This window comes from Shimia litoralis, from assembly GCF_005518135.1.
GTDB classification, from domain to species: domain Bacteria; phylum Pseudomonadota; class Alphaproteobacteria; order Rhodobacterales; family Rhodobacteraceae; genus Shimia_E; species Shimia_E litoralis.
This window is the reverse complement of sequence record NZ_SULI01000018.1, coordinates 44,679-65,536: the sequence shown is the minus strand read 5'-3', so window position 1 is coordinate 65,536 and position 20,858 is coordinate 44,679. Positions and strand designations below refer to the sequence as shown.

Below are 20,858 nucleotides of genomic sequence, written 5' to 3'. Positions count from 1 at the left end.
TTGTATCCATTCAATCGGGTTGGATACATCTTAGCACGCTGTCCGAATTTGCCGGACCACTTCAGAATCAGGCTCTGGCGCTCGTAGAGACACCGATGGAATTGACCCGTGCGTCCGAAGTCTGGAATGCCTATTCCGGGCCGTGGCAAACATGGAATATCACACGCACTGTGGCCTCGGGTGTTGCGCTTTTGCTGGCGGGTGTTGGGCTCTGGTCTCTTCAAGGCGCTCCCGTGACACGCTAATCTCTTGAGGCTCTGCTTTGGCACAGGTATGTCACAACAAAAGGAGAGCCTCATGCCCCAGTTTCTTGATGCCAGCACAGTTGATTTCGAAGATCGGTTTGCGGCGCTTTTAGGCGCCAAGCGCGAAGATAGCCCAGATGTTGATGCTGTTGTGGCGGATATTATTGCGGATGTGCGTGCGCGCGGCGATGCGGCGATCATTGATCTGACCCAGAAATTTGACCGTCTGACTTTGACGCCAGAAACGATGGCCTTTTCGAACGAAGAAATTGACTCGTATTGTGCGCAGGTCAACGATCACGATCGTGCGGCGCTTGAATTGGCCGCAGAGCGCATCCGCGTCTATCATGCGCGGCAAATGCCCTCTGACGAAAGCTGGACTGACGAAAACGGGGCGATGCTTGGCTGGCGGTGGACGCCTGTCTCGGCGGCCGGTCTGTATGTCCCTGGTGGGCTGGCGTCGTATCCGTCTTCTGTATTGATGAACGCAATCCCGGCCAAGGTCGCGGGGGTTGGGCGCTTGGCGATTGTGGTCCCCACACCGGATGGCAAGGCGAACCCTCTTGTTCTGCTGGCGGCGCGTCTGGCAGGAGTAGATGAAATCTATCGCATTGGCGGTGCTCAGGCCGTGGCCGCTCTGGCTTACGGCACAGAAACCATTGCCCCAGTGGACAAAATCACCGGACCGGGGAATGCGTTTGTGGCGGCAGCCAAGCGACGGGTGTTTGGCAAAGTCGGCATTGATATGATTGCTGGACCATCCGAAATTTTGGTGATTGCCGATAAAGACAACAATCCGGATTGGATCGCGCTGGATTTGCTGTCGCAAGCTGAACATGACGAAAGCGCGCAGTCCATTCTGATCACCGATGATGCGGAGTTTGGCCAAGCGGTGGCTGAGGCCGTTGAGAAACGTCTGGAGACGCTTGAGCGGCGGGCGATTGCAGGGATCAGCTGGCGCGATTTCGGGGCGATTATTACGGTACCTGATCTGGATATGGCCGCAGCCCTGTCAAATCGGGTCGCCCCCGAACATCTAGAGCTTTGCGTGGCTGATCCAGACGGTCTTGGGGACAAAATCACACATGCGGGCGCAATTTTTCTGGGTCAATATACGCCAGAAGCGATTGGGGACTATGTCGGAGGCCCCAATCACGTACTGCCCACGGCAAGATCTGCACGCTTTAGTTCGGGACTGTCGGTTATGGATTTTATCAAACGCACCACGCTTTCCAAAATGACACCAGCAGCGTTGCGCGCCATCGGTCCTGCTGCCGAAACGCTTGCCATCAGTGAAAGCCTTGAGGCGCATGGTCTGAGTGTGCGCGCACGCCTTGATGCCCTCAATGATTAGGGGTTCGTGAGGTCCTTGTTGTGCTGACGTCGCACGGGGAGCCCGCAGCATTGCTCCGATAGCGTGCATAATGTACGTAGTCTTATAAATCGAAATCAAAAAGAACCGTCATGTCCTGTATCAGTAAAATCGAGATCGACGACCGAAATCTTCCTGCGCCCACGCCCGAGATCGAACAAGAGCGCAAGGTGGCGATGTTTGATCTGATTGAAAACAATGTGTTTGATCTGCCCAAGCGTGAGGACCGAGTTGTGCCGGACGGCCCGTATGCGGTTGAGCTGTCTATCCGCGAAAAGCGCCTTGTGTTTGATATCAATACTGAAGCTGGCCAAAAAGCAGTGGAATTCCATCTGTCGATGTCGCCGTTTCGTCAGGTCGTCAAAGATTACTGGTCAATCTGCGAGAGCTACTTTGATGCGGTCAAGAACATGCCACCCAGCCAAATCGAAACCATTGATATGGCGCGACGGGGCATCCACAACGAAGGCGCGCGTATTCTCGAAGAACGTCTAGAAGGCAAGGCCAACATCGACCATGACACGGCGCGCCGCCTGTTTACGCTGGTCTGTGTCTTGCATTTCGGGAGCTGACACGCGTGGTTCAGGAGCTTCCTCAGTCAGTCCTGTTCTGTTGTGACCACAATGCGGTGCGCTCGCCAATGGCTGAGGGTATTATGAAGCAGTTTTACGGCGCGGCAACCTATGTCCAGTCAGCCGGAATCAAGAACGATCTGGAAATTGACGGGTTTGCGATCGCCGTATGCCAAGAGCTTGGCGTGGAATTGTCGCGCCATCGGTCGCGCAGTTTTGACGAGATGGAAAAGTGGGGCGATCAACTGTCCTCGTTTGATCTGGTGGTGGCGTTGACGCCAGCCAGCCGTCGTGAAGTCAAAGATCTGACGCGGTATTACTTTTTGGATCTTGAGTATTGGCCGATTATGGATCCGTGTGGCCAAGGTGAAACCCGCGAGGCGCGCCTTGAGGTATATCGACAGGCGCGAGATGAAATTATCGCACGTCTCACAGAACGGTGGGGCGCGCCCCAGCTTGGCTAAGGTCGCTGTCTAGGGCAAATTTATGACTTGGGGCTGGCCTTTTGACATCAGTACAGGGTGCTCTTCCAGCGATTGCGTCAGGCTGGTGACCTCGTAAAGATCATTTTGTTCGCGCGACGCGATCTCGCCGAGTTCGTGTTTAAGATCGATGTCGGTCAGGTCTTGCCAGTTGGCAGATTGCCCAATCATGCCTTGTGCCTTGAGAGCTGCGCACAGCTCGGAAAATTTGACCTCGCAAATCAGATTCAGCGAGGCGCGTCGGGTTCCTGCAAACGACCACATGCGCCGGAGTGCGGAAATGCTTTCTGCTTTGCCAACCCCAAACATCGCGCCTTGTTGGGCAAGTTGACTGGCGTCATTTGTTGGGCGCCGCTGAATAATGCTGAGTTTTAGGTCAGGGCGCGACGTATAGTTTACCAAGTGAAATGGTGTCCCGTCTGGCCCGACGATATGTTTTGCCGACTGGTAATAGCGTAATTGTTCCTGCCATGAATGCTCTTGCGGATGGAAGATGGTATACCCTTCCTTCTCCAACAGGGCTTCTAATGCGTTTTCGCCAAGAAACAGGCGGGATTTTTCGGTAAAACGAGAGCGCGAGATGTACAGCCTATCGCACCCTGTCGGTGTCAGGTCTTTGCTGAGATGGCGTTTGATAAAGGTGCGGAACTCGGGGGATGACAGCATCAAACGGCTTGCGCCGGTGCCTTGGGCTGGCACGATTAACTTGTCGACGCGATAAAACTGATCGCAAATTTTCCAGTTAAACGGAACATCCAAAATTGTGCTGAGCTGCTCAAAACTATGCGGCGCGGTTTCGGCAAAATTGTTGTAGGTCGGGAAATACAAGACCCCCTCAATTTTTTGGGTCAGATGATCCAATGCCCAAAGCCGAGAGATGCTTTCAGTCAGAAAATGACCAAAGTGCGGAAAGTAGCGTCCGCCAAATAGCCACACACCCGGAAGATGTTTTATGCGGTTGGCGCGTGGATGTGCACGCTCGACCGTTGCAGGTGTTCTTTGCGCGATCCAGCATTTTGCCTCTGGCACCAATTGCCGCTGCGCATCAAACACACTTGCTTTGATTTTGTACCCCTCAGAACGGGGCGTCTTTGCCAAGACTGCATTTTCAATGACGCGTGTTTGTGCCTTGATGCTCTGGTCGGGTTGAAGGTCGTATTTCTCGGGCAAAAACACAGAAGCAAACTTTCCGTCGGTCAGGCCAAGCTTTGCGCGTTCGGCCGATTTATATGTGACAACATGGGCTTGAGAGGATCGTTCCTCGATTGAAAAGCCCGAGCTGGTTAGAATTGAGCGGCATTCCTGCGCACCCTCAACGCCATAGATTTTGGGATGCAGTTCCATCATGATAAGGTCAATGCCAGAAAGGTCGGCATGGCGTAAAAACTCAAGTTCCGCCCCTTCGATGTCCATCACCAGAACATTGTGAGGGGTTTGTGATGTGAGTTCTGCATAGTTCTCGGTTTCTATGGTCGCAATTCTTGAGTTCGCCACGAGGTCCGTATCGGACATCTGTGATCCCAGAAAGTTCTCGCTAATGTGGAACTCTAGAGTGGCTGGCGCATCATCGGCGCTTACCACAATTCTGTTCTGAAGAGTGATGACGTCTGCAACATCGTTTCGCGCATAATGCTCGGCAATATGTGGAATAAGATCAGGATTCGCTTCAAACGAATATATGCGCAGATCGTCGATGTTTTTGGCGAAAATAGATCCCACGATACCTGATCCGGCCCCCATTTCGACGATACGATCCCCCGGGCGTAGATTTGCCAGCCCGGCCTCGATCTCGGGGCGCTCAAAGTTGTTAGTAGTGATGTTGCGGATATGGGCGCGGGTCAAATGTGGGGCAGATAAAACGTTGATGCCGTGAAGTGTGGCGACGATCTTTGGTTCGGACGCTTCTCGCGATTTCATAGATCCAAGTCCCTGCTCAACACACCCTTGCACGGAGCCCGATCTAAGGTGCCCCACACGCGCATAGCGTGCGTGAAGTGATGTTGAAATTCAAGAGCGCCCTTGATGCCGTTCGCGCCTAGTCCCGAGCATAGACGTCTTCATATCGAATGATGTCGTCTTCTCCCAAATATGTTCCAGTCTGGACTTCGATCAGTACCATGGGGACTTTTCCGGGGTTTTCCATGCGATGCACGGCACCAAGAGGGATGTAGACAGACTGGTTCTCGCCCAAGAGTTTGATCTCATCATCCAAGGTGATTTTGGCGGTGCCTTCGACGACAATCCAATGCTCAGATCGGTGATGGTGGCTTTGCAACGACAATGATGCGCCGGGATGAACCATAATGCGTTTCACTTGAAAACGTTCACCGATCACAAGGCTTTCAAACCACCCCCATGGGCGGTGGTCTTTGGGGAACGCAGTGGCTTGCTTGGCCTTCTTGCTCTTGAGCGCGGCAACCGCATTTTTGACATCTTGTGCACGGCTTGCATCGGCGACCAAGACGGCATCTGGCATGGCGACGGTGATGATGTTTTTCAGGCCAATGCCAACGACCTCGAGCCCACCGTCCTCGGACCGCAAGAGCGTGTCGTCGCAATCCAATGCTGTTGCTGGGCCGGATGTGGCAACGCCGCGGTCATCGCGATTGGACTCGCGCCAGACCGCGTCCCAACCACCAAGATCAGACCATCCAGCGGAGAAAGGCACGACAGACAGATTGTCTGCGCGTTCCATGACGGCATAGTCAATCGAGATATCTTCGGCCTCACCCCATGCTTGCGGATCAAGTCGCAGGAATCCCAAATCGGGTTTCCCCTCATCAATCGATGTCTGAACGGGGGTCATCAGATTAGGGGCGTGGGCCATGAAAGCATCAATAATGGCGCGCACCGAAAACAGAAAAATCCCGGCATTCCAGAGAAAGTTGCCGGCTTTGACCATGTCATCGGCGCGGGCGGCATCTGGCTTTTCGACAAACCGGTTGAGCCGCAACGGCTGTGCGTCAAAGCTCTCGGGGTCTTCGGCAAGTTCCAGATACCCATATCCGGTTTCGCCGTGTGTGGGTTTGATGCCAAACGTAACCAATTCACCTTCCAATGCAGCTTTTGCACCGGCTTGAACGGCCGCGCGAAAGGCCGGTGCGTCAGGCACAACGTGATCTGAGGGGGCCACAAGCATCAACCCGTTTGGATCGGATTTCTCAAGCCACAGGGCCGCGGCCAAAACGGCAGGTGCGGTATTGCGTCCCTCGGGTTCAATCAAAATCGCGCCGGGGTCCATGCCGATTTCTGCCAGTTGCTCGGTGACGATAAAACGAAAGTCTGAATTGGTAAGCACCAACGGCGCGCCAAAGCCATCACCAGACAGGCGCTGGGCCGAGGCCTGAAACAATGTGGTGTCGCCAACCAAAGGTACAAATTGCTTTGGATAGCTTTTGCGAGACAGTGGCCAAAGGCGGGTGCCCGAGCCGCCGCAGAGCAAGACAGGAGTAATGGTGGTCACAATCGGTTACCTCGTCAAAGTGCCGCCAATGCGTCGATCGCCTCGGGGATAGGGAAATGGTGGTTGCCAACAAACAGGCCATACGAGTCAATATAGTCGGCATTGCTGAGCTGACCGTGAATATCATAGTCAAAATATTTCATCACTTCGTTTTTGGCGAAGTTGCCAGCCACGATGGGGCGGCATTCAAATCCAGCTTCAATAAGCTGTTTCACAAATGGGGCACGTTCCAGCCCCAGATCAGGGCGCAACACCAGCGAAAAGCCAAACCAGCTGCTTTGGCCAATTTCGCGCTGAATCATGAATTTGGGATGATTGCCCAACTTGGCCTGTAACGCGGCACCATTGGCACGTCGCCCCTCAACGAGGGACGGCAGCTTCTTGAGTTGCTCAATCCCAAGTGCACCAGACATTTCCAGTGGGCGCAGGTTGTATCCGGGCAAGACAAAGCGAAAGCTTTCCTCAAACGGATCGTCGCTCTTCTCGCCAGTGACACGGTTGAATTTTGGCAGGTTTCGTGTCCAGCCATGCGCCCGCAAAGACAGCATGATGTGATACAGTTCCTCGTCATCCGTGACCACGATCCCACCTTCCATGGTGGAAATATGGTGCGAGAAAAACGCGGAATAGCTGCCGACAACGCCGAATGTGCCCGCTTGTTTGCCATCAAACGTTGCGCCCATTGACTCACAATTGTCTTCCAACAGAACGATATTGCGATCACCAATGATGTTCTGAAGGGCCGCGAAATCATTTGGGTTACCCAACAGGTTCACGACCATAATGGCGCGGGTTTTTTCTGTGACGGCGTCTGCGAGCGCATCAAGATCATAGTTCAGCGTCGACAGATCAATATCCACGAACTTCATTTTCAACCCGTACTGCCCCAAGGGGTAATAGGTGGTTGACCAACTGACGGCGGGGACGATGATTTCGTCTCCTCTATTCAGTTTGAGATCAGAGTTCTGCGTAAAGAACAGCGCGGCCGTCATCAATAAATTTGCGGACGATCCAGAATTGACCATCACAGCATATTTGCTGCCGAACTGTGTCGCGAATTGCTCCTCAAAGGCACGCACCTCTGGGCCCATCGAAAACATATCAGAGTCGATGACGCGATTGAGGGCGTCATACTCGGCCTGATCCCATGATGATGTGGCCAGCGGGTACTTGGTGCTCATTGGGCAAAACTTTCTTGATAATGGCGATACGTCTGGGCCAATCCGTCTTCTAACGATGTTGGGGCGCTCCAGCCCCATTTGGCTTGACGTTCGGTCGAACAGAGCTTTTGCTTCATGCCGACGGGTTTGGACAGGTCGTGCGTGAACGTCCCATCCCAGCCGACGACTTTGGCGACGGTCGCGTAATAGTCGTTGATTGTGTGATCATGCCCAAGGCCCGTGTTCATAAGGTCGGGCAGGGCGGCCATGTCGTTGGCGGCCTGCATAACTGCATCGGCAAGATCACCGGCAAACATGAATTCACGCCGCGCGGTGCCATCGCCCCAAATTTCAACGGTGTCTTGTCCCAGCCGCTTGGCTTCGTGCACCTTGTGGATGATGGCCGGAACCAGATGGGAATGTTTGGGGTCAAATTTGTCATGTAATCCAAACAGATTGCACGGGATCAAGGTTTTATACCGCGCATCCGTGTCTTCGCGGCCGATGTACTGGCACAGGCGGGTGGCCATGATCTTGGCCAAGGCATACCCTTCGTTTGTGGGCTCTAGTTCGCCAGTCAAGATCATCTCTTCGCGCAGAGGGTTGGCCGCGGCGCGCGGATACATGCAGGTCGATGCAAGGTTAAGAAAATCGCGCACGCCCGCGCGGTGGGCTGCCATGATCACGTTGCGACCCATCGCGGTGTTTTCCTCAAGAAACGCGACGGGATGCGCCATATTGGCCTGAATGCCCCCCACGCGCCCTGCGGCATGCACCACAAGATCGGGTTTGTGGGTGTCCACAAAGCGGGTCACCGCATCGGCATCGGTCAGGTCCAATTCTGCGCTGCGCGGGGCAAGGATATGCCAGTCTGCAGCGGCAGGGTGGTCCTGAATGTTGCGTCCAACCATGCCGGCGCCACCAGTCAGAAACAAAGTGCGTTTAGACCCCATAATATCAGTCCTCGCGGGCGACAGGTGTTTGATAACCATGATCAACCAGCACACGTTGACGTCGCGCCGCCTTGAGGTCTTCGGTGACCATTTCGGCACACATTTCCTGAACGGTGATCTCTGGAACCCAGCCAAGTTTTTCTTTGGCTTTCGTCGGATCGCCCAACAAGGTCTCGACTTCGGCAGGGCGGAAGTATCGCGGATCGATACGCATGACAACATCGCCCACCTTGAGGGCAGGTGCGCTATCACCTGAAATGCTGTCGACGATGGCTTGTTCGGTGAGGCCTTCGCCTTCGAACCGCAAGGTAATGCCAAGCTCTTGGGCAGACCATTGAATGAACTGGCGGACCGAATATTGCACGCCGGTCGCGATGACAAAGTCTTCTGGCGTGTCCTGTTGCAGCATCATCCACTGCATGCGCACATAATCTTTGGCGTGGCCCCAATCGCGCAGTGCATCAATGTTGCCCATGTACAAGCACGGCTCCAGACCTTGGGCGATATTGGCCAACCCGCGGGTAATTTTGCGCGTGACAAACGTCTCGCCGCGGCGCGGGCTTTCGTGGTTAAACAGGATGCCGTTGCAGGCGTACATGCCGTAAGCTTCGCGATAGTTCACCGTGATCCAATAGGCGTACATCTTGGCCACCGCGTAGGGGCTGCGCGGGTGAAACGGCGTGGTTTCGCGTTGAGGTGTTTCCTGCACGAGGCCATAAAGTTCCGAAGTGGACGCCTGATAAAACCGGGTTTTCTTTTCCATTCCCAAGAAACGAATTGCCTCGAGCAAGCGCAACGTGCCCATGGCATCGACGTCGGCGGTATATTCAGGAGATTCAAAGCTTACCGCGACGTGACTCTGGGCGCCCAGATTGTAAACTTCGTCTGGTTGAACTTCTTGCAGGATGCGGGTCAGGTTCGAGCTGTCTGTCAAATCGCCATAGTGCAGCATGAAGCGCGCATTATCAGTATGCGGATCTTCAAAGATGTGATCAACACGCTGAGTGTTGAACGACGATGCGCGCCGTTTGATGCCATGCACCTCATATCCCTGCTCCAACAGAAATTCCGCAAGATAAGAGCCATCTTGGCCTGTAATGCCGGTGATAAGTGCTTTTTTTGTCATGGTGCCTGCCGATCTCTGTTGTGCTGCCCGAAAGTTGACGTTCTCGGCCACGAGATACAAATGCCATCCACAAGGGGCGCGTGCAAGGGTCGAGGCCTAATTGCCCAATGACACTTGCGAGGTGTCGCAGGTCGATGTGCGCCGCATTTTCGCCCGAATAGATCATGAAAATGCCTTGGGGCAGGGGCATGTGGCACTGGTTTTCGCCTTAGTCGGGAGGTAGGAAATGCGCATCACAGGCATTCACGGAGTTTGGTATGTTGGGGCGCATTGTTTCTTTTGTATTGGTTTCTTTGACGCTGTTCACCTCAGCGGCGGCGCAGGATACGCATCAGCTCGGACACGGCCGATTGTTTGTGAATGACCTGATTGGCGATGGCAAAGATCGTTGGCGTACAGGCTCGATCGCCTCAAGCTATGTGTTTGGCCAAGATTGGCAGGGCCGCGCCCCATCCGAGTTCGGGGGAATTCTCGAGTTTCGCATCTTGGGTGAAATTATTGCTCCCGAAGACATCGTAACACCCGCTGCGGGGGATCGCCCGTGGGCGGGGGCGCTATCTGGCGGTGTGCATACGCATTGGATGTCGCAGGGGCTGGATCTTAGTCTGGGTGGGGATATCGTTGTTCTGGGGCCCCAAACACAATTGGATCATATCCAAACGGGGCTACATAAATTGCTTGGTACACCACCCCCGTCAAATGCAACGTTGAATGCGCAGATCGGGAACAAAGTTCGCCCCAGCATGACATTCGAAGCTGCAAAAGATTGGACTGTTGGATCACAAACAGAAGTGCGACCCTTTGCCGAGTTCCGTGCTGGCGTAGAAACCTTTGCGCGTGTCGGGTTTGATTTAACGTTTGGTGATGTGGGGACGGCCGACCTTTTGGTGCGCGATCCGGTTACAGGACATCGCTATCGGACGATCAAGCGGGCATCCCAAGGCTTTAGCTGGATTGTCGGTGCGGATATCGCGAAAGTGTATGACAGTGCATATTTACCCGAAGATCGCGGGTATGCTTTGTCGGACGCCCGCAGTCGTGTGCGTGCGGGTGTACATTGGCAAGGTGAAAAAAGCGCGGTGTTCTATGGGCTTACGTGGTTGAGTAAAGAATTTGTGGGCCAGAGAGACGAACAGGTTGTTGGCGCGCTGCGACTGGATCTACAATTTTAGACACACTGTTAAGCTTTTCTGCATTAACACTTTTCACAGCGAATCTCGTCTGTTATCCTAACCGTAATAAAAAAACTAAATGGCAGGTTATCGGGCAATGAAGACGGGCTTTCGAGGCACGTTTGTCATCTCCTGGTCGCAAACAGAAGTAGACGGTCAATCGGCAGCACCGGTGCAGTCGCTCGAAACGGGCGCGGTGTGGTCATGGCATGGGGATTCCGTTCGTGTGGACGGACCCGGAGAGCTTTTGCGACTCGATCAGGCGGAAGGTGAGGCAAACATCCGCAAGCGGGCGGCGCGTATGGTGCGTCGACTGGTTGGGGAAGCTGTAAAAAATTCTCCTAAGTTAGATGAAACGGATTTGGATGAACCGTTGCTGGAAGGCGGGTTCGTGGTCACGAATGGGGCGCAAAGCTATTCGGTCACGGTGATTGATGTCGCCGGAAGTGCCCCGTTGTTGATGTTTTTGGATGCGGTTCCACCAAGTGATACCGAGCTTTGGGTTGTGCATCATTCCATGGACGCCATCGAGGCCAACCCAATGGGGCCGGCCACGGGTGGGGTCATTTGCTTTACACCGGGTACGATGATTCAAACCCCGACCGGACCAAGGTTGGTTCAAGACCTTCGCGAGGGGGATCTGGTTCAGACCAAAGATAACGGTGCAGAGGAAATTTGCTGGATTGGCAGCCGACGTATGTCGGGGGCTCGGTTGTTTGCATTGCCAAAATTGCGCCCTGTACGTTTTCGGGCTGGGGCGCTGGGCATTGAACGCCCAGACCAAGAGCTGTTGGTGTCGCCAAGTCATCGGGTTCTGGTTCAGGGGGCGACTGCGCAGGCCTTGTTCAATACGTCCGAGGTGCTGGTGTCCGCAGAGGATTTGGTCAACGGGAGCACCATCACAGTCGATACGGCTGTGCGCGAAGTGACATATGTGCATTTGATGTTGCCAAGCCATCAGGTGCTTTGGGCAAATGGTGTCGAAACAGAAAGCTTTCACCCCGCTAACGCTGCGATGACAACACTGGAGCAAAGCGACCGTGCGCGTCTGATTGGGATGATGCCTGATCTGGAATATGATACAAATAGTTATGGCGGATATGCCCGGCGCAACCTTAGTGCATCCGAGGCTGCGATTCTTCAGTACGAAGCCGCATAGCTAGATACCATTTTTCGGTACACAAAGAGGGCCTTTGGGCCCTTTTTTATATCCTTGGACCCGTTTGCGCGTGGGATGATCTTTGAGGTGTTGACTCTGGTGTGCTCACAGCTATAAGCGCGACTTCATTGGTGTTGGTGGCCCCCGCAAGGGGATCCCTGTCAGGTCTCGACCAGAGGACAACGCCCTTCATAGTCGCTCATTCGAAATGGGCGTCGACCAAAAGAAGGATATCAGCCGTGACTAAACGTACGTCTGCCAAGTATAAAATTGACCGCCGCATGGGCGAAAACATCTGGGGCCGCCCAAAGTCCCCAGTAAACCGTCGTGAATATGGCCCCGGTCAACACGGTCAGCGCCGCAAAGGCAAAATGTCAGATTTCGGCATTCAGCTGCGCGCCAAGCAAAAGCTTAAAGGCTACTATGGCGATCTGACCGAAAAACAGTTCCGTCGCATTTACGGTGAAGCCGAGCGTGTTAAAGGCGATACAGGTGAGAACCTGATTGGTCTGCTCGAGCGCCGTTTGGACGCAGTTGTATACCGCGCCAAGTTCGTTCCAACCGTATTTGCTGCACGTCAGTTCGTGAACCACGGCCACGTCAAAGTGAACGGTCAAAAAGTGAACATCCCTTCTTACCGTGTTAAAGAAGGTGACGTGATCGAAGTTCGTGATAAATCCAAACAGCTGACTGTTTTGATGGAAGCCGTTCAACTGGCCGAGCGCGATGTCCCTGATTACATCGAAGCCGATCACAGCAAGATGACTGCTACGTTTGTACGCACTCCTGGTTTGGGCGATGTGCCTTACCCAGTTTTGATGGAGCCAAACCTCGTGGTCGAATTCTACGCCAAAAACTAATTGTCTCTGCAACATATGTTGCAAGATTTTGGAAAGCCTCCGATTTTCGGGGGCTTTTCTTTTTGTGTGGGTCGCAGTTTCCTGTGCCCCACGATCTCACGTCTTTGGCCAAAATTTCATTAAGGGGCGTTTTTTCGCGTATGAATGCCGGAACTCGCACGGCTCTCGGGGGATGCGCCACGTATAGGACGTTGTGTAGCGCTCAAGGGGGCTCGTGTGGTCAATTCAAAAACCCGATGCGTGACCGCAAAAACGCAACTTGGCGCAAAGCTGATTTAGAATCTTTCAAACCTCTCAAGCGGGCGCTAGAACCCGACCCATAGTAGGAGATGTATTGATGTCACATATCGTACCACAACCGGGTATTCTGGATATCGAGTTGTATGTCAGTGGTAAGTCCACGATCGACGGCGTGACTGATGTGGTCAAGCTGTCGTCGAATGAAAACCCCCTTGGGCCAAGCGAAGCAGCCGTCGAGGCGCATCGTCGGGCAGGGTACGAGCTGAACCGCTATCCATCTTCTGAACATTTGTCTCTGCGTACCGCGATTGCCGACGTTCATGGGCTGGATGTTGATCGCATTCTTATGGGTGCTGGGTCTGACGAAATTATTGCATTTCTCTGCCAAGCATTTGCCGGGCCAGGTGACGAGGTTCTGTATACTGAACACGGGTTCTCCATGTATCGGGTCTCCGCACTCGCTGCAGGTGCCACGCCTGTTGTGGCACCTGAGTGTGATCGGGTCACGGATGTTGACGCCCTCCTTGCCGCGTGCACCAAGAACACCAAGCTTGTGTTCATCGCCAACCCCAACAACCCCACGGGTACAATGATCGGGGGGAACGAAGTCGCGCGCTTGGCCGAAGGATTGCCGGAACAGGCTATTTTGGTTCTTGATGGTGCATATGCCGACTATGTTGAAGGCTTTGACGGCGGTGCGTCCCTCGTTGATATGCGCGACAATGTTGTGATGACGCGTACGTTTTCCAAACTTTACGGTCTGGGCGGATTACGGGTCGGTTGGGGCTATGGGCCAAAGCCGATTATTGATGTGCTCAACCGGGTGCGTGGACCGTTCAATTTGACCGCGCCAGCCTTGGCCGCAGCCGAAGCCGCGATCAAAGATTTGCCATATGTGCAAAAATGCCGTCAGGAAAATGCCAAATGGCGGGCATGGTTGGCCGAAGCATTGGCCGAGCACGGTGTGCCTTCTGATACATCGACAGCCAACTTTATTTTGGCGCGCTTTTCAGATCAGCAAGAGGCCGAGGCCTGTGACGATTATTTGAAATCCCAAGGGCTGATTGTCCGCCGCGTTGCGGGATACGGCTTGCCGAACTGTTTGCGGATCACCGTCGGAGACGAAGCCAGCTGTCGGCGCGTCGCACATGCCGTTGGGCAATTCAAAGGCGGCGCCAGATGACACAGCCAATTTATGGGCGCGTGGCACTCATTGGTCTCGGGCTTATTGCGTCTTCAATGTACTGGGCCATCAAACGCGGTGGCCTTGTGACCGAAGTGACGGGATATGCTCGTTCACCTGAAACGCGCGAAACTGCCCGTAGAATTGGTTTGTGTGACCGTGTGTGCGAGAGCGCTCAAGAGGCCGTCAAAGACGCTGATCTTGTGATCCTCTGCGTGCCAGTGGGGGCAATGGGGGCCGTCGCACGCGATATTGCCCCAGCTCTCAAATCAGGTGCGACGATCTCCGACGTCGGCTCTGTAAAGCGATCGGTGATCGACGCCGTCTCGCCGTATTTGCCGGAGGATGTCCATTTTATTCCAGCCCACCCCTTGGCAGGAACAGAGCATTCAGGGCCGGAATCTGGTTTCGCCGAACTATATGACAACCGCTGGTGTATTATTGTTCCCGCCACAGAGGACACCGATCCTGACGCAATTTCCCAGCTCAGAGCGCTGTGGGAGGGGATTGGCGCGAATGTTGCCGAAATGGATGCGGACCATCATGACCTTGTGCTGGCTGTGACGTCGCATGCCCCGCATTTGATTGCTTATACCATGGTTGGCGTGGCGGACGATCTGCGCCGTGTCACCGACAGCGAAGTGATCAAATATTCTGCTGCGGGATTTCGTGACTTTACCCGTATTGCAGCCTCTGACCCGACAATGTGGCGCGATGTGTTTTTGAACAACAAAGAAGCCACGCTTGAAATTTTGGGCCGCTTTACCGAAGAGTTGTTTGCCTTGCAAAGGGCCATCCGAACTGGTGATGGCGACCATCTGTTTGATTATTTCACGCGCACGCGCGCTATTCGCCGCGGCATTATCGAAGCCGGTCAGGACACTGATGCCCCTGATTTTGGTCGCGGAGCGCCAAAACCTTGATTGCTCGGGTCGCAATACCCTTGTTTCTCGTGGCCACAGTGGCACTCGCAAATGCGCCAAGCTCCTCTTTGCGCCCTGTTTCACGCGAAGACGTATTCCCGCCGGCCTTGCCAAGTTTGGCTCCAGAGACGTCGGTGCGCCCTGTTCTACGTCCTGCCAAGGTCACAGCCGGAGCCAAGGCGCCAGTTAAGGCGCCCGCCGCCGAAACTGCTGCCGCCACAGCCGCCACGGCGTCTACTGCGCGTGCAGCAGTGGCACCTGCACGAGATGCCGAGCCCATTGTTGCGGCACGGCGCAAAGGCGCTGCGGACGCTGGTATTGGAAAGGTGTGCAAAGATCGCAAGCTTCAAGGTGCAGAGGTTGGCAGCGTTCCGGGTAAGCTAAGCGGATGTGGTATTCGTAAGGGGGCTATCAAACTGTATTCGGTTTCTGGCGTTGCGCTAAGCACGCCAGCGGTGATGGAATGTGACACGGCCAAAGCTTTGAAAAAATGGGTCGATGGCGGCATGGACAAAGCCGTCGGGCGGTATGGCGGCGGTGTCGTCAAGATCAGGGTTGCTGCCGGATATTCCTGCCGAACACGCAATTCCCGCAAGGGTGCGAAAATTTCCGAACATGGCAAAGGCCGCGCAATCGACATTTCTGCGTTCGAGTTGAAAAACGGCAACCGGATTTCAGTGCTGAACGACTGGGGCGGTGGCAAAAAGGGCCGCATCCTTAAGAAGATGCACAAATCGGCATGCGGACCGTTTGGCACTGTTTTGGGTCCAAATGCGGACAAATATCACAAAGACCATTTCCACTTTGACATCGCCAAGTACGGAAATGGTCCCTATTGCCGTTAACGCAGCCTTAGGCGCGGCGCCGGGCCAATTGGAATGGGGCCAAGCCGTGTCATGCCGTTGCCAAACTCCAGTGGAATATCCAGCGTCTTGGGGTTGCCAGAAATGCCAGCCAACAGAGATAGGCCTTGCTCGACCCCATCCATAACACTTGCGGGAATTTGGCCAGAGCCACGCGCAACTTGGATAATCTGCCGCCAGTTGGTCGCGCGGATGGTGATGTCGCCAGTTGGGATGCCGTCATTGTCTATGCTGACCTTGCCCGCGGCTTGCAGATCAAGATCACCCCATGCCATTTTCGCCAGACGCACGTCGATTGATGTGGGTTGCGGTCGGGCAACCTCAACGGCGTGTCTGTTCCAAGGCTGATCAAAGCTTGCGATGATATCGGCTTTAATAGTGCTTAGCGCATTGGGCAAAGTATTGTCTGTTCCAAGCCGAATGCCGACAGGTGGTACGATTTGATCTGCCTGAAGCGCGATGCGATAGGTCGCCTCTGTGTCCGGCTCGTGGTGCGCTGCGAGCAAAATGTTGTCGGCCTTGAACTGCCAGTCGGCAGAAGACGTCACCGACAGGCCTTGGATCACGAGGTTGCTGCGCTCCAGAGGAAGCAGAGTTGAAGCCCCGACAACTAGAGACGCACGCATGTCTGTGCTGGAGACGTCAATCTTTTGGTCTGGATAGGCCACGGTCTGGGTATGGGGCCAAACGGCGATTATATGATGGGGTTTATAGCTGAGGCTGAACAACTGGAAAAATGGCAGGGTCCACGCCACGCCGGTGTCGGGATCAGCCAGCGACAACGATGTAAACGTCGTATCAAACCGGTTCGGGAACCCTTTCACAGACAGATCATCATATTCGGCCAGCCATCCTTCGGATTGGCGGCTTTCAAACCATCGCGAAAATCCGGTTTTGACACCTGTTGCCCCGATAAACCAATAGGCAGACCAGCCCACAGAGGCGACAATAATGAGGATCAGTAAGCGTTTCATCCAGCAGGCCCTTTTCCCGATAGCTGGTTTGGTGTTTAAACGCGCAAAACTGCGAGGGCCAGAGGTATGACAATGTGGGTGTTTGGATATGGGTCTCTTTTGTGGAATCCGGGGTTTGAATATCAAGAAAGCATGATTGCATCACTTCCCGAGTGGCACCGCAGTTTTTGCATGCGCTCTATTCATCATCGCGGGACCGAAGAACAACCAGGTCTTGTGCTTGCTCTTGATGCACAAGACGGTGCGCATTGTCAGGGGGTTGCTCTTTCGGTTGCGCCTGAATTGCAAGACCAGACATTGGCGTATTTGCGTGAGCGCGAATTGATCTCTTCGGCATATCTGGAAAAGATGTTGGATATTACGCTTGCGGATGGGCGCATCGTCGAAGCCGTGACCTATGTGATTGACCCCAATCACGTACAATATTGTCATCTCGAGATGGAAGAGCAGGCCCAGATCATCGCTACCGCAGTTGGGGGCCGAGGGCCAAACACCGAGTATCTGCACAATACGGCATCGCACCTGATTGAGTTGGGCATTCAGGATGACGATCTTGACTGGTTGTCGGCACGTGTGCGGATGCTCACGGGCACATAGACCGCCAATTTTTGCGCTCAGGATAAGTCCTTGGCACAGGCATCGCTTGGCAGTAGGGTGAGCCAAGAAAAACAAGTGTCAGGAGCTGGCCACATGGATCAGCCGGAGCGCGAGGCCGAGCTACATTTTTCACACCCGTTTCGCCAAATCGTATTGATGTTGGTGGTTTTGGGGCTGACTGGGGTTTTGGCCTATTTGGCTTTGCCCAGCGTGTTACCTGTGTTCATCGCCAACCCCTATTTGAACGGGTTTATCGTATTGGTCTTCGTCATTGGAGTCGTGGCCTGTTTTGCACAGGTCTTGTCTCTGATTTCATCTGTTCGATGGATCGAAGGATTTGCGCACCAAGTTGTCGGGCACGAGGCAATTATGCCTCCACAACTGTTGGCTCCACTTGCGGCCTTGTTGAGAAGCCGCGGTGCGCGTAGTCAAATCAGCGCCACCTCGACGCGCTCAATCTTGGACTCGGTTGCGACGCGGATTGACGAGGGCCGCGAAATCACGCGGTATCTGGTCAATCTTCTGATCTTTTTGGGCCTGTTGGGGACATTCTACGGGCTGGCCACTTCGGTGCCTGCGATTGTTGAAACCATCGGCAATCTGGCGCCACGTGATGGCGAAAGCGGCGCAGATGTCTTTGAGCGCCTTCAAGAGGGGCTTCAAAGCCAAATGGGCGGCATGGGCATTGCGTTTGCGTCGTCGCTCTTGGGGTTGGCGGGCTCGCTTATTGTCGGGTTGCTTGAGTTGTTCGCCGGGCATGGCCAAAACCGATTCTATCGAGAATTGGAAGAATGGCTAAGTTCGATCACGCGGGTCGGGTTTTCTACATCCGAAGGCGAAGGCAGCATCGAACAAACGGCCATGGCGGGCATGATGGACCACATGGCCCTGCAAATCGAAACCATTCAAGCCACCTTTGTACAATCCGAGACCAGCCGTGCAGAGATAGATGCCAAGCTCGGGTCACTCGTCGAGGGAATCTTCCAGCTCGCGGACCGGATGGAAGCCCAAGCCCCCACAACCAATGCGTTGTTGCGCGTGGCGGATGGGCAGGAAAAATTGCTTCACGCATTGGAAAGCCGACTCGAGCACGAAGGTCTTGATGCCGAAAGCAGAATGCGTTTGCGCTCGATTGATGTGCAGATGCTGCGCATTCTCGAAGAAATATCTGCAGGCCGCCAAGAGAGTATGGCAGAAATTCGCACGGACCTTGCCGCGCTTGGGCGGATTATGCGCCAAGGGGATGGCACGTCCAAATTCGAAGGGCAGGGGGACGGATAGATGGCCCTGTCTCGGCGGACCGGACAACGTTTTCAGGCGTCGATTTGGCCCGGCTTTGTCGATGCCATGACTGGGCTGCTGTTGGTTTTGATGTTCGTCTTGACCATCTTCATGGTGGTTCAATTTGTTCTGCGCGAAACCATTACCGGCCAAGAAAGCGAACTTGATGCCTTGTCTGCCGAAGTGGCTGCACTGGCTGATGCGCTGGGTCTGGAACGCCAAGAAAATGATACCTTGGAACAAGAGGTCGGTGGCTTACGTTCGACCTTAACCGAGGCGCGCTCACAGGCTGATGAACTCTCCGCACGTATTGCCGCGCTGACACAAGAACGCTCGGTTCAGGATGCGGCACTTGCCGAAGCTGATGCAAAGATTACCGGATTCGAGGCACAGGTCGCAGCGCTCTTGGCCGCACGCGACACCGCATTGGGGACAATTTCGGATCTTGAGGCCGAGCGCGCCGAGCTATTGAGCGACCAAGACGCGTTAGATTTGGCGCTGGCGCAGGCGCGCTCCGAAATTGATGCCGGGGTCGAAGCCGCGCGTCTGGCGGCCGCACAACGTGAAGCGCTTGAGGCGATGATTGCGGATCTCAATCAGAGTGTTTCAGAGGGGCAAGAAACGCAGTCCGAGCTTGCCGCGCGTGTCAAAGATCTTGAGGCATCGCTCAGTGCAGAGGAAATCGCGCGACTGGCCGAAGCGGCTGCTGCAGAAGCGCTGCGCGAAAAGCTTACGGATGCGGATGCCGAACTCACAGCGATGACGTTGGCCTTGGAGGCACAGCGCAAAGATGCAGAAAATCTTTTGACGTTGCTTGCTGCAGCGGAAACTGCGCGCGACGATCTGGATGTGAAGCTTGCTGCGGCCCTTGTGTCTGGACAGGCGGTTCAGGGTGATCTGACTGAAACTGTGTTGGCGCTTGAGGCGTTGCGCGTGGAAGCCGGGGAAAAGGATGCCGAAATCGCGTCTGTGAAAGCCGAGCTGCTTGCCGCCGTTTTGGGGCTGGAACACACACAGGCCGAAATTCAGGATATTCAGGCCAGACTGGCAGCGTCCGAAGCTGATCTTGAGTTGGCCAAGTCGCAATCCCAAGACACAGCGGGGCGTTTGCAGGCAGATTTGGCGGCTCTGGAGGCCCGATTGGTGCAGGCGTTGGAGGCAAAGCTTGCTGCGCAAGCCGATGTGCGCAGGGCAAATGAAACGGGGGCTGGTTTGCAGTTGATCGTGGCGAGCTTGGAAGAAAAGCTTGCAGCGGCGCTTGCTGCGCAGCGTCTCGCAGAAGAAGCGCTAAGCGCCGAGGCAAGTTCCGAGGCCGAGTTACAGAAACGATTGGCAGCGGCCTTGGCGGATAAGCTTGTGGCGGAAGCTAAGGTTGCCGATCAGACGGATGTGACGCAACAGCTTGCGGCGGCATTGGCCGCGCAAAAAGCTGCCGAGTTGGCCGAGCAAGAGGTGTTAACTGCGGCGCAGCAGCAAGAAATCTTGCTGGCATCTGCGCGCAAGGCGTTGGCCGAGGAAGAAACCCGATCTCTGGAAGGTCAGCGACAGGTGACCCTACTTAACCAACAAGTTGCCGCCTTGCGTGCGCAATTGTCGGCCTTGCAGGGGGTGCTTGATGACGCCAAAGCCCGAGACGAGGTGGCGCAGGTGCAGCTCGAAACCTTGGGGAGCGATTTGAATACCGCGTTGGCGCGCGCCGCCGCAGAAGAGCGCAAGCGCCGGGAATTGGAAGAAGCCGCGCGCATCAAGATTGAAGCCGAGGCGAAAAACCTTGAAAAGTTTAAGTCGGAGTTTTTTGGCCGGATGCGTGAAATCTTGGCAAAAGAGGACGGCGTCAAAATTGTTGGGGACAGATTTGTGTTCTCGTCCGAGGTTCTTTTTGATGTGGGGAGCGCGTCGTTGTCGCCCGAAGGTCAGATCGAGATCGCAAAGGTTGCAGAGATATTGCAGCGTATCGCAGATGACATTCCCTCGGGGATCGATTGGATCATCCGTGTTGACGGCCACACAGATAACCAAGCCTTTTTCAGCCAAGGAAAATATGCAGATAACTGGGAGTTGAGCCAAGGTCGTGCACTTTCAGTTGTGCGTTTTATGTCTGAAGATTTGGGAATCCCGGCCAATCGCCTCGCGGCGAACGGATTTGGAGAATATCAGCCACTTGATCCTGAGAATTCTCCGGAAGCCCGCGCCAAAAACCGCCGGATCGAGTTGAAAATTACAGAGAGATAGG

At 54.6% G+C, this 20,858-nt stretch carries 18 protein-coding genes and 1 pseudogene; 13 read left to right on the top strand and 6 right to left on the bottom strand.

The window, feature by feature from the left end:
* The 4 genes and pseudogenes from FAP39_RS17565 to FAP39_RS13360 form a co-directional block, all read left to right on the top strand.
* Positions 1 to 245 (top strand): annotated as a pseudogene (locus FAP39_RS17565) (hypothetical protein); the annotation flags it as partial.
* A 52-nt stretch (positions 246 to 297) separates the two neighbouring features.
* The gene (gene hisD / locus FAP39_RS13370; protein WP_138016903.1) at positions 298 to 1,599 is read left to right on the top strand and encodes a histidinol dehydrogenase; all 1,302 of its coding nucleotides are present in this window, start codon (positions 298 to 300) and stop codon (positions 1,597 to 1,599) included.
* A 110-nt stretch (positions 1,600 to 1,709) separates the two neighbouring features.
* Positions 1,710 to 2,189: a UPF0262 family protein gene (locus FAP39_RS13365; protein ID WP_138016902.1), complete on the top strand. Its 480-nt coding sequence runs from the start codon at positions 1,710 to 1,712 to the stop codon at positions 2,187 to 2,189.
* Positions 2,190 to 2,257: 68 nt separating this feature from the next.
* The gene (locus tag FAP39_RS13360) at positions 2,258 to 2,653 is read left to right on the top strand and encodes an arsenate-mycothiol transferase ArsC (protein ID WP_246059148.1); all 396 of its coding nucleotides are present in this window, start codon (positions 2,258 to 2,260) and stop codon (positions 2,651 to 2,653) included.
* A 9-nt stretch (positions 2,654 to 2,662) separates the two neighbouring features.
* On the opposite strand, the gene FAP39_RS13355 is transcribed toward FAP39_RS13360, so the two are convergent.
* The 5 genes from FAP39_RS13355 to gmd all read right to left on the bottom strand — a co-directional run bounded on the left by FAP39_RS13355 (position 2,663) and on the right by gmd (position 9,373).
* Complete coding sequence (locus tag FAP39_RS13355) at positions 2,663 to 4,588, bottom strand: FkbM family methyltransferase (protein WP_138016900.1); 1,926 nt, start codon at positions 4,586 to 4,588, stop codon at positions 2,663 to 2,665.
* 118 nt (positions 4,589 to 4,706) lie between these two features.
* Positions 4,707 to 6,134 carry a mannose-1-phosphate guanylyltransferase/mannose-6-phosphate isomerase gene (locus FAP39_RS13350; RefSeq protein WP_138016899.1) on the bottom strand — a complete coding sequence of 476 codons (1,428 nt, stop codon included), beginning with the start codon at positions 6,132 to 6,134 and terminating at the stop codon, positions 4,707 to 4,709.
* Between the two features lie 14 nt (positions 6,135 to 6,148).
* Positions 6,149 to 7,315, bottom strand: a complete 1,167-nt coding sequence (locus tag FAP39_RS13345; RefSeq protein WP_138016898.1) for a DegT/DnrJ/EryC1/StrS family aminotransferase — start codon at positions 7,313 to 7,315, stop codon at positions 6,149 to 6,151.
* Positions 7,312 to 8,247 carry a GDP-L-fucose synthase family protein gene (locus tag FAP39_RS13340; protein WP_138016897.1) on the bottom strand — a complete coding sequence of 312 codons (936 nt, stop codon included), beginning with the start codon at positions 8,245 to 8,247 and terminating at the stop codon, positions 7,312 to 7,314. Before FAP39_RS13340 ends, FAP39_RS13345 begins: the two co-directional genes overlap by 4 nt.
* 4 nt (positions 8,248 to 8,251) lie before the next feature.
* Positions 8,252 to 9,373: a GDP-mannose 4,6-dehydratase gene (gmd, locus tag FAP39_RS13335; protein ID WP_138016896.1), complete on the bottom strand. Its 1,122-nt coding sequence runs from the start codon at positions 9,371 to 9,373 to the stop codon at positions 8,252 to 8,254.
* 257 nt (positions 9,374 to 9,630) lie between these two features.
* Between gmd and FAP39_RS13330 the strand changes: the two genes are divergently transcribed.
* The 6 genes from FAP39_RS13330 to FAP39_RS13305 all read left to right on the top strand — a co-directional run bounded on the left by FAP39_RS13330 (position 9,631) and on the right by FAP39_RS13305 (position 15,755).
* Positions 9,631 to 10,545, top strand: a complete 915-nt coding sequence (locus FAP39_RS13330) for a lipid A-modifier LpxR family protein (RefSeq protein ID WP_138016895.1) — start codon at positions 9,631 to 9,633, stop codon at positions 10,543 to 10,545.
* A 97-nt stretch (positions 10,546 to 10,642) separates the two neighbouring features.
* Positions 10,643 to 11,704 carry a Hint domain-containing protein gene (locus FAP39_RS13325; RefSeq protein ID WP_138016894.1) on the top strand — a complete coding sequence of 354 codons (1,062 nt, stop codon included), beginning with the start codon at positions 10,643 to 10,645 and terminating at the stop codon, positions 11,702 to 11,704.
* A gap of 239 nt (positions 11,705 to 11,943) precedes the next feature.
* Positions 11,944 to 12,564, top strand: a complete 621-nt coding sequence (rpsD, locus tag FAP39_RS13320) for a 30S ribosomal protein S4 (RefSeq protein WP_138016893.1) — start codon at positions 11,944 to 11,946, stop codon at positions 12,562 to 12,564.
* Positions 12,565 to 12,901: 337 nt separating this feature from the next.
* Positions 12,902 to 13,987, top strand: a complete 1,086-nt coding sequence (gene hisC / locus FAP39_RS13315) for a histidinol-phosphate transaminase (RefSeq protein ID WP_138016892.1) — start codon at positions 12,902 to 12,904, stop codon at positions 13,985 to 13,987.
* On the top strand, positions 13,984 to 14,910 hold the full coding sequence (locus FAP39_RS13310; RefSeq protein ID WP_138016891.1) for a prephenate/arogenate dehydrogenase family protein: 927 nt from the start codon (positions 13,984 to 13,986) through the stop codon (positions 14,908 to 14,910). Before hisC ends, FAP39_RS13310 begins: the two co-directional genes overlap by 4 nt.
* 38 nt (positions 14,911 to 14,948) lie before the next feature.
* Entirely contained in the window at positions 14,949 to 15,755 is an 807-nt protein-coding gene (locus FAP39_RS13305; protein ID WP_246059147.1) for an extensin-like domain-containing protein, read from the top strand.
* Here FAP39_RS13305 and FAP39_RS13300 read toward each other — a convergent pair.
* A complete protein-coding gene (locus FAP39_RS13300; RefSeq protein ID WP_138016890.1) occupies positions 15,752 to 16,747 on the bottom strand; it encodes a DUF2125 domain-containing protein in 996 nt (331 codons plus the stop codon). The two genes, FAP39_RS13305 and FAP39_RS13300, sit on opposite strands and share 4 nt — an antisense overlap.
* 66 nt (positions 16,748 to 16,813) lie before the next feature.
* Here FAP39_RS13300 and FAP39_RS13295 point away from each other — a divergent pair, with 66 nt between their 5' ends.
* From FAP39_RS13295 to FAP39_RS13285, 3 genes are all read left to right on the top strand, one after another.
* Positions 16,814 to 17,344, top strand: coding sequence for a gamma-glutamylcyclotransferase (locus tag FAP39_RS13295; RefSeq protein WP_171006861.1), 531 nt, complete (start codon positions 16,814 to 16,816; stop codon positions 17,342 to 17,344).
* A 93-nt stretch (positions 17,345 to 17,437) separates the two neighbouring features.
* Positions 17,438 to 18,625 carry a biopolymer transporter ExbB gene (locus FAP39_RS13290; protein ID WP_138016889.1) on the top strand — a complete coding sequence of 396 codons (1,188 nt, stop codon included), beginning with the start codon at positions 17,438 to 17,440 and terminating at the stop codon, positions 18,623 to 18,625.
* A complete protein-coding gene (locus FAP39_RS13285; protein WP_138016888.1) occupies positions 18,626 to 20,857 on the top strand; it encodes a peptidoglycan -binding protein in 2,232 nt (743 codons plus the stop codon).
* Position 20,858 lies beyond the last annotated feature (1 nt).